Below are 13920 nucleotides of genomic sequence, written 5' to 3' on the forward strand. Positions count from 1 at the left end.
TAATAATTATCTGAGGTGATTAAGCCACTTTTTTGGTGTCTTTCTCTGCTTTTTCATGGTCTAGCTCTCTCTTCATCAAATCCACTACAATAGGTGTAGCGATGTAAATCGATGAATAAGTACCCACCAAAACACCGATAAACAAAGCGAATGAGAATCCTCGCAATACCTCACCACCAAATACCAGCAGCACGATCACTACGATCAAGGTGGTAAAGGAAGTGATCAAGGTACGACCCAAAGTCAGGTTGATCGCATCATTGAATACTTTCACCAGCTTATTGGTACCACGGGTCTCGATGTTCTCACGGATACGGTCAAATACGATCACTGTATCATTGATAGAGTAACCAATCACTGTCAATACCGCCGCGATAAATACCTGATCGATCTCGAATGTAGCTCCAAATGCACTCGCAATCGCAAATGCGGCAATCACAAACAAGGTATCGTGAACCAAGGCAATGATGGAAGCCAAAGAGAACTGCCACTTGCGGAATCTCAATAGGATGTAAAGGAAGATTACTACCAAGGCTACAATCATAGCCTCAGCGGAGGAAGCTTTGATATCATCTGCTACCGTAGCGCCCACTTTGGATGATCCGGTGATGGCAAATTGACCATCTGCAAGCGTAGTCGCATCTTCTGTAAATGACAAGCCTGTCACCGAAGCGATACCCTCTTTCACTTTGGATTCTACCTCAGCATTGGATTCAGCATCGTCTTCATTCACCAAGTAGGAAGTAGTTACTTTCAATACATTATTAGAACCATAGGTTTTCACTTCTACGGATCCTCCAAACTCAGAGTCCAGGCCAGTCTTCAATTCAGCAGCTGGAATAGCTTCTGTAAACTCCACAATATAAGAACGTCCTCCGGTGAAGTCTACACCGAATTTCAGCCCGTTCACAGCGGCTATACCAAGACCTAGCACAATAATTCCTGTGGAAATCAAGTAGGCAACTTTACGCTTGCTCAGGAAGTCAAAGTTCAGGGCACTCAAAGCATTTTTAGCAAATGGAGTGGCAAAGCTGATAGAACTGTTATCCCCTTTCTTACTCATCCAGGACACTATTACTCGGGTAATAAATACCGCAGAGAAGAATGAGGAGGCAATACCGATCATCAATACAATAGCAAATCCTTTTACCGGGCCTTGTCCCAATGCGTAAAGAATCGCACCGGTAAGGAATGTGGTTACATTGGAATCGAGAATTGCCGAGAATGCTTTATTGTAACCTGCATTGATCGCTACCATGAGACCGGAACCGTTTCTAAGTTCTTCCTTGATCCTTTCAAAGATCAATACGTTCGCATCAATGGACATACCAATGGTCAACACGATACCGGCAATACCTGGCAAGGTCAATGCTGCCCCTAGCTGAGCCAGGATGCCCAAGATAAAGAACACGTTGAACACCAAAGCGGCAATCGCGATGAATCCACCTTTAGCATAGTATGCCACCATGAACAATACTACGATAGTAAGGCCTGCCACCATAGAAAGTAAACCTTGATTCAAGGCCTCTTTACCCAAAGTCGGTCCGATGATGCTTTCTTCTACGATTTGCGTAGGAGCAGGGAGAGAACCAGACTTAAGGATATTTGCCAAATCCTGCGCTTCCTGCAAAGTAAAGTTGCCGGAAATCTCAGACTGACCGGTCGGGATTTCTCCGTTTACTACCGGAGCAGTGTACACATAGTCATCCAATACTACAGCGATTCTTCTTCCGATATTTTCAGAAGTTAATTTTCTCCATTTTCTGGCACCTTCTGCATTCATCTGCATGGATACCGCTGGTCTGGAAGTCTGGTCTAGCGTCTGACGGGCATCAGTCACCACATCTCCCTCCAGAGGAGCTTCGTCTGTACCTCTTTCAGCTTTGATCGCATAAAGCTCCAAAGTCTCAGATCCATCTTCAGCCACAAACGGCTTGACTCCCCATAGTAACTTAATGTCACGAGGAAGCATAGATACATAGTCTTCATTCTTGATGATCTTATTGATCTCCATGGTATCACGTAGATCATACGCCAAACCATAGTTTGGTTTCAACAGGCTGAAAAGCGGAGAAGTGGAATTACTGTTTGGATTAGCTGGGTCTATCTCAGCCAACTGCTCCTCAAGCGCACTTTTCAATGAATCTTCTTCAGAAAGCGGTTCAGTAGCTACTGAGTCAGTAGCAGTTTCTGTGGATGTGGTAGCTTTATTTGCAGCTACCCAAGCGGAATTGATAGTTTCTAGAGATCCACCGATTTCATTTACTTCTACCACTTCCCAAAACTGAAGCTTGGCCACACCCTGAAGTAGGTTACGGACTCTTTCCTGGTTATCAACACCTGGCAATTCGATCTGGATACGACCAGAACCTTGAATTCTCTGGATGTTTGGCTGAGAAGTTCCGAATCTATCGATACGTGTTCTTAGGATATTGAAAGAACGCTCGATTGCATTTTCTACTTCATTGTCTATGATTTCCAAAATCTCAGAATCAGAAGATTCAAGAGAAATCCTGCCTCTATTTGCTGCTGTCGCAAATATGCTGCTCAGGTTTTTGTCCGGGTTGTTTCTTTGCCAGGCCGCATAGAAAAGGTCGACATACTTTTCAGTTGAAGTTTTAGCCTCTTCGCGCGCTTCGTCTACTGAGGTATTGAAAGCCGCATCTTTAGGGTTTCCTGCCAGACCTTTTACAATTTCCACCGGGGAAACCTCCAAAGTCACATGCATACCACCCTGTAAGTCTAGACCAAGGCCAAGCTCAGTCTCTTTTACTTCCTGGTAAGTGAAATCTGCTCCAAGGAAATTGTAAACAGGCTCTCTCCAAATGGAGTCCAGATAGCTCTGTCTTTGGGAGAAATCCACATTTCCAGACGCGTCAGTCGCGTACACCTGGGCTTTTTCCTGGATGTTATTTGATACAAATGTGAATGACAGATAATACAGACATAGCGCCGTAATAATCACTGTCAAAAACACAATGACACCTTTGTTTTGCATGAGAAATTATAATTATTAATTGATTGTAAATACAGAAATGAGGCTTACCTGAAGATCAGGAAGCTAAGGGGATACATAGTAAGAGAAAAAGGAATCAGGGCCCTTTAGTGGATATTATCCGCTCAAAAAGTATTTCTACGAGCTGATTAGGCTGAAAAACTGAAGCTGTCTCGGTGACGAAGGTAGATCCTTCATACCTTACAATTTCATAGATTAAATATAAGGTGTGATGGGAAACGTTGACTACAAATGGAACTACCGCATCTACCGCTACTCCCACAAAAGTCTGATCTTGATCTGCAGGAGGGTTCTGGTCCTGGTGCTCGACCTTCACGACTTCCGCATCCGTGGTATCAGGGATATATTCTATGCTGGAAATAAACAAACACAACAGCATCGCAAGCATCACCGTGAGGCGCTGCTGGAATAGATTGCTATTTGTGTGATTTCTTTTCATTCGCCGCAAATATAGTAAAATGTTTAGATAGAAATATTTTGACACTCAATTTTCTGCAACTCACTGCTGAAAACCAATCAATTAACTCGTCATCAGCAGATTACGGAAAATATAATTTTGATCAAACTGAGATTCTAGCCCGAAGAAATGTACGAATCACATCAAGTGCTTTATCGAAATGCTGATTATTCGGGACGATGATATCGGCATCATTCATAAAAGGCTTGATATACTTTTCGTAGGTTGGCATCACATGCTGCTCGTAGCGATAGAGCACATCGTCCAGGTCATAGCCGCGTTCCACCTTGTCACGGATAATCCTCCGCTTAAGCTTAATGTGATCTTTGGCATCTATAAAAATTTTCAGATCCAAAAGTTCCGCCAACTCAGGATAGTACAACACAAAAATCCCCTCCACCACGATCACAGGAGCAGATTTGAAAGTCAGCATTTTTGGTTTTTTGGCAGCATTATTAAAGGTATACTCTTCCCGCTGCACTGTTTCGCCATTTCTGATCTTACGGATATCGGTCGCATACCCTTCAAAATCTATACTTTCCGGTCGGTCAAAATTATGCACTCCATGCTCATCTATAGGCTGCATTTCACGAGGTTTGTAGTAATTATCCTGCGAAATCAAGCAAACCTGTCCTGCTTCGAAAGAATTGAGCAATCGCTCCAAAAACAAGGTCTTGCCCGAAGCAGAACCGCCTGTGATGCCAACAATGAATGGTTTTTGCATGGGGCAAAGATAAATTATTTACTGCCTTTTCACAGAATTACCTATGGTTCAAAAATGTAATAAGTTGCTGTACGGCTTTTCCCCTGTGGGAAATACTGTTCTTGGCTGCCATAGAAATCTCTGCAAAGGACTGGGAATATCCCTTAGGCTGAAAGACCGGATCATAGCCAAAACCTCCCTGACCAGTTCTCTCCGGCAAAATCTCTCCTTCTGCAATACCTTCAAACTTATACTCCTGCCCATCCAGTAACAAGGCTATAACCGTTTTGAATCTGGCCGATCGCAACTCCGTCCCCTCCATTTTTTTCAATAGCAAATCAATGTTTCGCTCATCGCTCCTAGGCTCACCTGCATAGCGACCAGAATACACCCCCGGTTCACCTGCCAATGCATCCACCTCCAGTCCAGTATCATCCGCAAAACAATCCACTCCAAAATTCTCTTTAACATACCGGGCCTTCTGGAAGGCATTATACTCCAGCGTATCGCCAGTTTCGGGTAACTCTTCGTGACAGCCTATATCCTGAAGCGAAACAATTTCAAAATTCGAACCGAGTGCAGCTTTCACTTCTTCGATTTTCTTGGGATTATTGGTAGCAAAGCAGATTTTCATGTGTTTGTAATTTGTATTTCAATGGCCATAACCTGTCCCGTGACGAAGGAAACGGGATTGAATCTCGCATACATTATAATCATCCCAGTGTGAGACGATCTTCGACATGCTCGATTTCATAGTTCAAAAATATAGCGATTACTGAATACCTTCCATCATGCCGTTAAATTTTATTCCCTTGACCGAAGCAGAGTTGATAAACGCTACTTTGGAGAACTTATAACTTCCATTCCTATCCCAAACCCCATTTCTTCCAGAACCATTAAGCTTTTGTAAAACCTTCCTTATGCCTGTGCATTAAAAATAGAAACCTGTAATTTCGAATTCCACGTTTGATTCCAAGTCATGAAGAAAATCACCATTTATTGCGGTTCCAGAAAAGGAGATAGTACGGTCTATGAATCAGGAGCTCGGGCATTGGCCCAGGAAATGGTGAAGCGAGATCACTCTTTGGTATATGGTGCTGGAAGAGTCGGGCTCATGGGGGTAATCGCTGATGAAATGCTGCAAGCAGGCCAGGAAGTATTGGGGATCATCCCTCAGAAACTAGTCGATCGGGAAGTGGCTCACACCGGCTGTACAGAACTGATCGTAGTGGAGACCATGCGTGACCGCAAGTGGCTGATGGCAGAGCGGGGCGATGGGTTTATAGCCATGCCCGGTGGCATTGGGACCCTAGAGGAGCTTTTTGAAATCATGACTTTGAACCAGCTCCATTACATCCAAAAGCCCTTGGGACTTTATAATATTGATGGCTATTACGATAAACTGATAGCGTTTTTGAACCATGCCATGGAGCAGGGATTTATGTATCCTGAGCAGGAGGAGCTACTCATCGTCTCTGACGATCCTTCTGATCTGCTGGACCAAATGGCAAAATATCAAGCCAAGAGGCCAGCAGACTGGTAAGATCAAAACTATCCTGGATGAGGCAGGTCTTTAGTCCTGTGCAACTAGCATCGACTTCGTACACCCAAGAATTATCACTATTTAAAATTATCCTAAAAAGATAATTCCTTATTTTTGCGGCAGAACGAGTCCAAAATGATCCAAAAGTTATTTCCACTTGATAAAAATTATATTCTCCGTCAAGCTCAATCTGAGCTGGAAGAGAAAATGATTGATCGAATGATATTCGAGTTGAAGAGATCGTATACCTTACTTTACAATCCCCTGCGCCTGATGGATCAGACTTTTGCGCAGATTTTGGACACGTATGAATTTCCCCGTGAGCGAGTTCGCTTAATCTACCGTCAACTTTGTGGGATTTACCGGTACAAGCACGGCGACAATCAGCTGGAGATGCTTTTTGATGGCAGAACGCATTTGGACAAGTTTAAAGAAGACTGGTCTGCTGCCTTTATTTCCTATGTTCAGGAATTGGGCATTTATGAGCAATATGTAAAAAGCATGCTACGAATGACCTTGCTTCACGATACAGAATCCAGAGCCGAATGGGCCGAAAATCACTGCAAAGCATTTATCAATCAACATTTCGAATGCAAAGTGGTAAAAAGACATGGGGAACTCAGACTAAAAGTCGGATAAACCGGAAATACCACCTTTACCTAGGAATACAAAAGCTCGTTGATTTCTCAACGAGCTTTTGTATTCCTACGCTCAGATCTCTGAGACTGATTGTTGCCTACTGTTTTCCGCCCCATTCGGTATGGAAAATCCCCTCTCTATCTGTTCGCTCATAAGTATGTGACCCGAAGTGGTCCCGCTGAGCCTGGATCAGATTAAGCGGAAGCTTAGTAGATGTATAGGCGTCGAAATAGCTTAAAGCACTGGAAAGCCCCGGAACAGGAATCCCGTTTTGTGCAGCATAAGCTACTACCTCACGCACTGCGGGCAAGGTCCCCTGTACTTTTGGTACAAATGATGGAGAAAGCAACAGATTAGGGATGGAGTTATCTGCAGTATAAGCCTCGGCGATGTCCGCTAAAAGTCCTGCACGGATAATACACCCTGCTCTCCAGATTTTGGCAATGGTAGCCATATCCAAGTCATATCCGTAATCCTTGGACGCATACATGAGCTGGTGCAATCCTTGGGCATAAGCTATGATAAAGGAGAAATATAATGCTTGTTCTGCCTGAGCGATCAGTTCCTCTTTCGGTTTATCAGTCACCTCAGGTCTGGAATAAAGCTTGTCAGCCTGGACCCGCTCATCTTTGAGTGCAGAAATCTCCCGCATACTCACTGCCATGTCAATCGTAGGCACAGGAATCCCCAAATCCATGGCATTTTGAGAAGTCCATTTACCCGTTCCTTTTTGCTTGGCTTTATCCAAAATCATATCTACCAAATCAGCAGCCGTCAACTCATCTTTCTGCGTGAAAATTTCTGCAGTAATTTCTACTAAAAATGACTGAAGCCTCCCTTCATTCCACTTGGAATAGACCTGATGAAGGGCTTCATTGGATAGGTCGCAAGATTTTTTCAGCAGGTCATAAATCTCCGAAGTCAATTGCATCATGGCGTACTCAATGCCATTGTGCACCATCTTCACGTAGTTTCCGGCTGATTTAGGGCCTAAATATGCCACACAAGGCTCCCCTTTATATTTGGCAGAAACCGCCTCAAAAATCGGTCTTACGTGCTCATAGGCAGCTTTGTCTCCACCTGGCATGATACTCGGTCCTTTTCTGGCTCCTTCTGCTCCTCCGGAAACTCCGGATCCGAAAAAGTGTATCCCTTTCTCCTTAAGATATGCTTCTCGTCGGTCGGTATCGGTAAAGAATGAATTTCCACCATCTATGATAATATCCTCTTTGTCCAGGTATGGCAAAAGGCTTTCTATGGCCTGATCTACAATTTTGCCTGCCGGTACCAGCAGCATGATTTTGCGGGGCAAAGTAAGGGAATCCACAAAAGTCCGGATCTCTGTGGATGCACTCACTTTATCCAAATCCCCTCCTTCAGTTTTCAGCGCTTCCACCTTTTCAGGATCCAGATCATAGCCAAAAGCCTTGAAATTGTTATCCGCAACATTCAAAATAAAATTTCGCCCCATTACACCGAGGCCGACTAATCCAAAATCATAATTCCTGTTGTCCATCTTTAAATATTGTTGTTTATCTGATTTGCATCTAGCCCATTTCTACAAAGGGTTAGAAATAAATATGCGTTATTTTTACCAGCATGAAGCCCGAAATTAATGGATTGAATGTTGGCTTTCTAGTAAGATTGATAAATTTGTGCCTGCCCGATCTAGGGTTTTGCTATAAAAAATATAAAAATACGCCCTAACTGATGAAAAAAACACAAAACCAGATGCTGATAATTTTTGGTGCATCAGGTGATTTGACAGCAAGGAAACTAGTCCCTGCCCTATATAATCTGTACAAAGGAAAGCATCTACCGGAAAATTTTGTGGTTTTGGGTGCCAGCCGAAGCAACTTGACCGATGCCGAATTCCGCCAAAGAGTGGTTCAGGAAAGTAAATTTTTAGCTGAAAAAATCAGTAAAGAAGAGAAGTCCTTCATTGAAACATTTGCTGATAAGCTATTTTACGAAGACCTAGGTGACAATTACGACAGTAACTATACTGGCCTCGCCAAAAGAATCCAGGCGTTGAATCAAGAAAGGGGATGTGATGAAAATTTCATATTCTACCTCTCCACTCCGCCCAGTCTTTACGAAGTCATTGCCAAAAACCTTTTTGAAGCAGGACTGACCAAGGAGGATAACGGATGGAAACGTATCATTGTGGAGAAGCCTTTCGGCTACAGCTTGGCTACCGCCAAAGAACTGAACGAAGGTTTGCACAAATATTTTAACGAGCCACAGGTTTACAGAATTGATCATTACCTCGGCAAAGAAACGGTCCAGAACCTACTCGTGACACGTTTTTCCAATTCAATATTTGAACCTACCTGGAATCGCCGATACATCCATCATGTGGAAATCACCAATGCGGAAACTGTAGGCGTGGAGAAACGAGGCGGCTACTATGACAAGTCGGGCGCACTTCGTGACATGTTCCAAAGTCACTTGCTCCAGGTAGTTTCCCTGATCGTGATGGAGCCACCGATCAATAGCAGCGCGGAGGAAATCCGCGACGAAAAGGTGAAAGCACTGAAGTCTCTCAGAATCATGAGCAGCGATGAGGAGCTGGCCACACACACTATGAAAGGTCAATATGTAGCCTCCACCATCAACGGAAAGAAGGTGAAAGGATATAGAGAAGAAGATGGAGTTGATCCTGACTCAAAGACAGAAACCTATGCGGCTGTGAAGTTTTTTGTAGACAACTGGAGATGGAAAGATGTTCCATTCTATGTCAGAACAGCCAAATACATGCCTACCAAAGTGACCGAAGTGGTAATCCACTTTAAGTCTCCTGCACATGAGGTATTTAAAAGTCAGGACGTCTACCGCAAAGACAACAAACTGATCATCAGAATCCAGCCGGACGAAGGAATTTTGATGAAATTCGGTGTGAAAGTTCCTGGGCTAGGGTTCCATGTAGAGCAGGCCAATTTGGATTTTTACTACTCAGACCTAGATTCGGCAGAGATCATGGATGCCTACGAAAGGTTACTTTTGGATGCTATGCAGGGTGATGCCACCCTGTATGCCAGAGCAGATGAGGTGGAAGCCGCATGGAAATTTGTGGATCCGATTTTGAAATACTGGGAAAATGAAGATGTCCCTACCTACGGCTATGCTGCGGGCACCTGGGGGCCTAGAAATTCAGACGATATGTTTGAAGGACACTTTGGCTGGAGAAATCCCGGAAATCGCCTGACTGACGAAACTGGATTCTGTATTCTTTAATTCCTCCCTTTTGACAAACAACCTATGAAACTAAAAATAGCAGATAGCAAAGAGCAAGTAGCCAAAGAGTTTTCGGAATACTTCAAAGACCTAGTCTCTGGAGATGACACTACCCATGTGGCGCTTTCCGGAGGAAGTACGCCAAAAATCGTGTTCGACTACCTGGCCAGTACATTTGGGAATGAAATCGACTGGTCGAAAATCAAGTTTTACTGGGGAGATGAGCGATGTGTCCCTCCTACAGACCCGGATAGCAACTACAAAATGACAGTTGACCATCTGTTGTCAAAAATTGACATTCCATCTTTTAATGTATTCAGGGTTTTGGGCGAAAACGAGCCTGAAGGAGAAGCAGAACGCTACAGTCAGGTTTTGGACACAGAACTTCCAAAGGAAAACAGCATGCCTCAGTTTGATCTGGTGATGCTGGGAATGGGCGATGACGGACATACCGTATCGATTTTTCCTGATTCCATTGCGCTTTGGGACGCAAGCGAAAACTGCGTAGTAGCCACCCATCCGGACTCAGGTCAAAAACGAGTGACGCTAACTGGAAAAATCGTGAACAATGCCAAGTCAGTTGCCTTCTTGGTGACAGGCGCTGGCAAGGCAGAAAAAGTACAGGAAATTCTCAAGAAGCAAAAGAACTTTGAGCTGTATCCAGCTAGTCTGGTTCATCCCACAGATGGGGAACTGACCTGGTTTATGGATAAGGACGCGGCTAAAGGCATCAGCTGAAAAGTCAAGTTTAATGTAAAAAAGCGACTGAGATCTGATTTCAGTCGCTTTTTAATTTCAGTTGAGTTAAATCCCTTCAAACAATCCCCCCATCCCAAGATTAGGCTTGATCTTTAGGTGATTGTAGGCCAGCTCAGTAGCCATTCTTCCGCGAGCAGTTCTTTTCAGATAGCCTTCTTGGATCAAGAATGGTTCATACACTTCCTCAATTGTCTCTGCCTCTTCTCCGCAAGCAGTAGCAATAGTACTCAATCCTACGGGGCCACCTTTGAACTTTTCAATAATGGTCAACAGGATCCTATTATCCATTTCATCCAGCCCATTTACATCTACATCCAGCGCATCCAAAGCAATCTTGGAAATCTCAAGCGTGATCTTCCCATTTCCTTTGACCTCTGCAAAATCCCGGGTTCTACGAAGTAGCATATTCGCAATTCGTGGAGTACCTCTGCTCCTTCTGGCGATTTCATAGGCTGCGAATTCATCGATCGGAGTCTGCAAAATCCCCGCAGATCTACTCACGATATCTGTGAGCAACTTCGCATCGTAATATTCTAATCGAGAATTGATGCCAAATCTAGCCCGTAGCGGAGATGTCAGCAACCCAGATCTGGTGGTGGCACCGATGAGTGTAAAAGGGCTCAGGGAGATTTGTACCGACCGGGCATTGGGCCCCGAATCCAGCATGATGTCAATCCGAAAATCCTCCATGGCAGAGTAAAGGTATTCCTCCACGATGGGATTGAGGCGATGAATCTCATCAATAAACAATACGTCTCCCTCCTCCAGATTGGTAAGCAAACCCGCCAAATCAGAGGGCTTATCCAGCACAGGACCAGAGGTAATTTTGATCCCAGCTTGCAGTTCATTGGCAATGATATGACTGAGTGTGGTCTTGCCCAGTCCCGGAGGCCCATGTAGCAGTACATGGTCCAAAGGCTCATTTCTACGCTTTGCGGCCAGCACAAAAACCCGTAGATTCTCTACGATTTTATACTGCCCGGTAAAGTCTTCAAAACTCAAAGGGCGCAAAGCCCTTTCGAAATCTCTATCCTGAGGACTTAGGCTTTCATCCTCTCCGTTTAAATAATCTTCTCTCATAATTAATCCGTACGCTCACAAATATAGAAAAATACGAATGCCTTCTTCCGCATTTTTGAATCCCTGACATCCCTTCGAAACTGAAAAATAAGCCTTAAATTCGCCCCCAAATTCTACAGATCATGCGCCGAAATGCCCGGAAAAACATCATATACTCCATAGTCCTGCTCACTGCCATCATGGTAGTTTATCTTTGGAGAAATAGAGATCAAACAGAGATTACCCTCACGGAAACTGATGTAGTAGCGGGTAAAATCTCACTTTCCGGTCCCACTATGGGCACCACCTATCACATTACCTACCTGGACGCAGACAGTCGGGACTTGCAGCCATCTATTGATTCTCTTTTGGTGGTTTTCAACCAAAGTCTTTCTACCTACATCCCGGATTCTGAGCTGAGCAAATTCAACCAAGGAGATACGCTAGACTTTAATCTTCCTTATTTGTTACCAGTCTTGGAGACCTCCAAAACAGTCTATGAAAAAACAGACGGGGCATTTGATCCTACTGTAGGGCCCTTGGTGAATATTTGGGGTTTTGGTCCCACAGGACCAGAGCTCAAAGACAGTGTGGACATCAAACTTCTGCTGAACACCGTGGGTTTTGACAAGGTGGAGTTTGATCAAAATCAGCTTCGCAAAAAAGTACCAGGCATCTACCTCGATTTTTCTGCCATCGCCAAAGGCTATGGATCAGATGTAGTGGCTGAGTTTCTGAAAAGTAAGGGTATCTCCAATTACCTGGTGGAAATAGGAGGAGAACTGGTAGCCCATGGGGTAAACGAAAAAGGGGAACTGTGGAAAGTTGGCGTCAATCGGCCAGAGGAATCTGCAAATGCCGCAGACCTGATCAGTATCATTGCCCTACAAGATCGCGGGATGGCTACTTCTGGAAACTACCGAAACTTCTATGTACGCGATTCGGTAAAAATCTCCCATACCATCAATCCTGCCACCGGCTACCCGGTCAATCACACACTGCTATCAGCCACCGTACTGGCGGAAAACTGCATGAGTGCTGATGCTTATGCCACTGCTATGATGGTCATGGGAAAGGAAAAAGCCTTGGCTCTTGATTCTGCAGTTAGTGAGATCGATGTGTTTTTAATTTTTGATGACGGCAATGGTGGTTTTAAAACCTTTGCAAGTGAAGGCCTTAAGCCATTCCTTTCTTTTCCTCAGGAAAATTAAATTCAAATGCAACATTATTGAATTTTATTACCTTTGCCGGAGTTATAGCTTTCTCCTCATCATTCGGAGGAAAGAAATGTAACGCAGACCGATGGAAATAAAATTTTTGCTTCTTTTTCTCACAGCCATGATCGCGGGATCCATGGTTTATTTTGCACCTAATTTCAGGGAAAAATATTTTCGATTGGTTCTGGTCTTTGCGGGGTCATACCTTTTCTCCATTACTATACTTCACATACTCCCGGAATTGTTTGACAGCGGGTTTGACAGCAAAAGAATGGGCTTGTACATTCTTATCGGCTTTCTCCTGCAGCAATTGCTCGAATTCTGGTCCAGCGGAATAGAGCATGGGCATATTCATACGCACGAGCACCATGGTAGCAAGGCCATGTTAACGGTCATGGTAGGCCTGTTTATTCATGCCTTTCTGGAAGGAACCCTGCTTTCGCACGGAGACCTCATGGATGAAGGCGAGCATGTGCTCGGTCATGTCCATAACAGTAAGACCGTTTTGCTGGGAATCATCTTACACAAGGGGCCGGCGGCTTTTGCGCTTGCCGCAGTACTGTCCAGTACTTTGAGTAAGAAATCCACGCTTATACTCTTGACTCTTTTTGCACTGGCATCACCTCTGGGTATGATGTCCAGCTCATTTTTATATGAAAGCCAGATTCTGAGCAAGCAAGGAATAGGCATGCTGTATGGTTTAGTGGCAGGCGGATTCTTACATATTTCTACTACCATCTTTTTTGAAAGCAGTCCACATCACAAATTCCAGCTGAACAAACTTCTGGTGAGTTTCCTTGCCGCGGGTCTGGCAATCCTCTCTGAGTTTTTCATTCATTAAGCGAAGCCAGCCAATACGGAAACTTAGGCGATTAGGCCCATTTTCCATAGAATCTCAGGCAATTCATTGACCTTACGTTAAATTTTCAGTTTTTTCACAGCAATCAGCTTGCATTCCTATGGAAGCATTCGCTAGCTTATGGGCTGAATTTAATTTCTCAGCCTAAACCCCAAAATATGCCTGCTCAAAATGAAAAAATGAAAGCCTATTGGCGCAAAAATCTCCAAACACTCTTCGTCCTACTGCTAGTATGGTTTGTGGTCTCCTTCGGTTTTGGGATACTTCTGGTGGATCAGCTGAATGAGATCCGATTAGGCGGATTCAAACTGGGATTTTGGTTTGCGCAGCAAGGCTCGATTTACGCATTTGTAGTCTTGATTTTTGTCTATGTGGCAAGGATGAACAGCTTGGACAGGGAATTTGATGTGGACGAAGAATAACTTTTTAAG

General features: G+C 44.1%; 13 protein-coding genes. 7 read left to right on the top strand and 6 right to left on the bottom strand.

From position 1 onward, the window contains the following. Positions 1 to 19 precede the first annotated feature (19 nt). From secDF to PBT90_RS17185, 4 genes are all read right to left on the bottom strand, one after another. Complete coding sequence (gene secDF, locus PBT90_RS17170; RefSeq protein ID WP_264807730.1) at positions 20 to 2998, bottom strand: protein translocase subunit SecDF; 2979 nt, start codon at positions 2996 to 2998, stop codon at positions 20 to 22. Positions 2999 to 3092: 94 nt separating this feature from the next. Continuing rightward, positions 3093 to 3455, bottom strand: coding sequence for a hypothetical protein (locus tag PBT90_RS17175; RefSeq protein ID WP_264807731.1), 363 nt, complete (start codon positions 3453 to 3455; stop codon positions 3093 to 3095). 121 nt (positions 3456 to 3576) lie between these two features. Next, complete coding sequence (gene udk, locus PBT90_RS17180) at positions 3577 to 4197, bottom strand: uridine kinase (RefSeq protein ID WP_264807732.1); 621 nt, start codon at positions 4195 to 4197, stop codon at positions 3577 to 3579. A 37-nt stretch (positions 4198 to 4234) separates the two neighbouring features. Continuing rightward, positions 4235 to 4810, bottom strand: coding sequence for a non-canonical purine NTP diphosphatase (locus PBT90_RS17185; RefSeq protein WP_264807733.1), 576 nt, complete (start codon positions 4808 to 4810; stop codon positions 4235 to 4237). A gap of 345 nt (positions 4811 to 5155) precedes the next feature. Between PBT90_RS17185 and PBT90_RS17190 the strand changes: the two genes are divergently transcribed. Further along, positions 5156 to 5719, top strand: coding sequence for an LOG family protein (locus PBT90_RS17190; RefSeq protein ID WP_270130315.1), 564 nt, complete (start codon positions 5156 to 5158; stop codon positions 5717 to 5719). 135 nt (positions 5720 to 5854) lie between these two features. Then, entirely contained in the window at positions 5855 to 6358 is a 504-nt protein-coding gene (locus PBT90_RS17195; protein WP_264807735.1) for a hypothetical protein, read from the top strand. Between the two features lie 97 nt (positions 6359 to 6455). On the opposite strand, the gene gndA is transcribed toward PBT90_RS17195, so the two are convergent. Next, positions 6456 to 7874 carry an NADP-dependent phosphogluconate dehydrogenase gene (gene gndA / locus PBT90_RS17200; protein ID WP_264807736.1) on the bottom strand — a complete coding sequence of 473 codons (1419 nt, stop codon included), beginning with the start codon at positions 7872 to 7874 and terminating at the stop codon, positions 6456 to 6458. A 194-nt stretch (positions 7875 to 8068) separates the two neighbouring features. Between gndA and zwf the strand changes: the two genes are divergently transcribed. Both zwf and pgl read left to right on the top strand, forming a co-directional pair. Next, positions 8069 to 9595, top strand: coding sequence for a glucose-6-phosphate dehydrogenase (zwf, locus tag PBT90_RS17205; protein ID WP_270130318.1), 1527 nt, complete (start codon positions 8069 to 8071; stop codon positions 9593 to 9595). Between the two features lie 24 nt (positions 9596 to 9619). Further along, positions 9620 to 10333: a 6-phosphogluconolactonase gene (gene pgl, locus PBT90_RS17210; protein ID WP_270130320.1), complete on the top strand. Its 714-nt coding sequence runs from the start codon at positions 9620 to 9622 to the stop codon at positions 10331 to 10333. Between the two features lie 66 nt (positions 10334 to 10399). On the opposite strand, the gene ruvB is transcribed toward pgl, so the two are convergent. Then, the gene (ruvB, locus tag PBT90_RS17215) at positions 10400 to 11434 is read right to left on the bottom strand and encodes a Holliday junction branch migration DNA helicase RuvB (RefSeq protein WP_270130322.1); all 1035 of its coding nucleotides are present in this window, start codon (positions 11432 to 11434) and stop codon (positions 10400 to 10402) included. Between the two features lie 122 nt (positions 11435 to 11556). Here ruvB and PBT90_RS17220 point away from each other — a divergent pair, with 122 nt between their 5' ends. The 3 genes from PBT90_RS17220 (at position 11557) to PBT90_RS17230 (ending at position 13911) form a co-directional block, all read left to right on the top strand. Next, on the top strand, positions 11557 to 12624 hold the full coding sequence (locus PBT90_RS17220; protein WP_270130324.1) for an FAD:protein FMN transferase: 1068 nt from the start codon (positions 11557 to 11559) through the stop codon (positions 12622 to 12624). Positions 12625 to 12715: 91 nt separating this feature from the next. Beyond that, the gene (locus PBT90_RS17225; protein WP_264807741.1) at positions 12716 to 13471 is read left to right on the top strand and encodes a ZIP family metal transporter; all 756 of its coding nucleotides are present in this window, start codon (positions 12716 to 12718) and stop codon (positions 13469 to 13471) included. A gap of 176 nt (positions 13472 to 13647) precedes the next feature. Beyond that, positions 13648 to 13911: a DUF4212 domain-containing protein gene (locus tag PBT90_RS17230; RefSeq protein WP_264807742.1), complete on the top strand. Its 264-nt coding sequence runs from the start codon at positions 13648 to 13650 to the stop codon at positions 13909 to 13911. Positions 13912 to 13920 lie beyond the last annotated feature (9 nt).

This window comes from Algoriphagus sp. TR-M9, from assembly GCF_027594545.1.
Lineage (GTDB): Bacteria > Bacteroidota > Bacteroidia > Cytophagales > Cyclobacteriaceae > Algoriphagus > Algoriphagus halophytocola.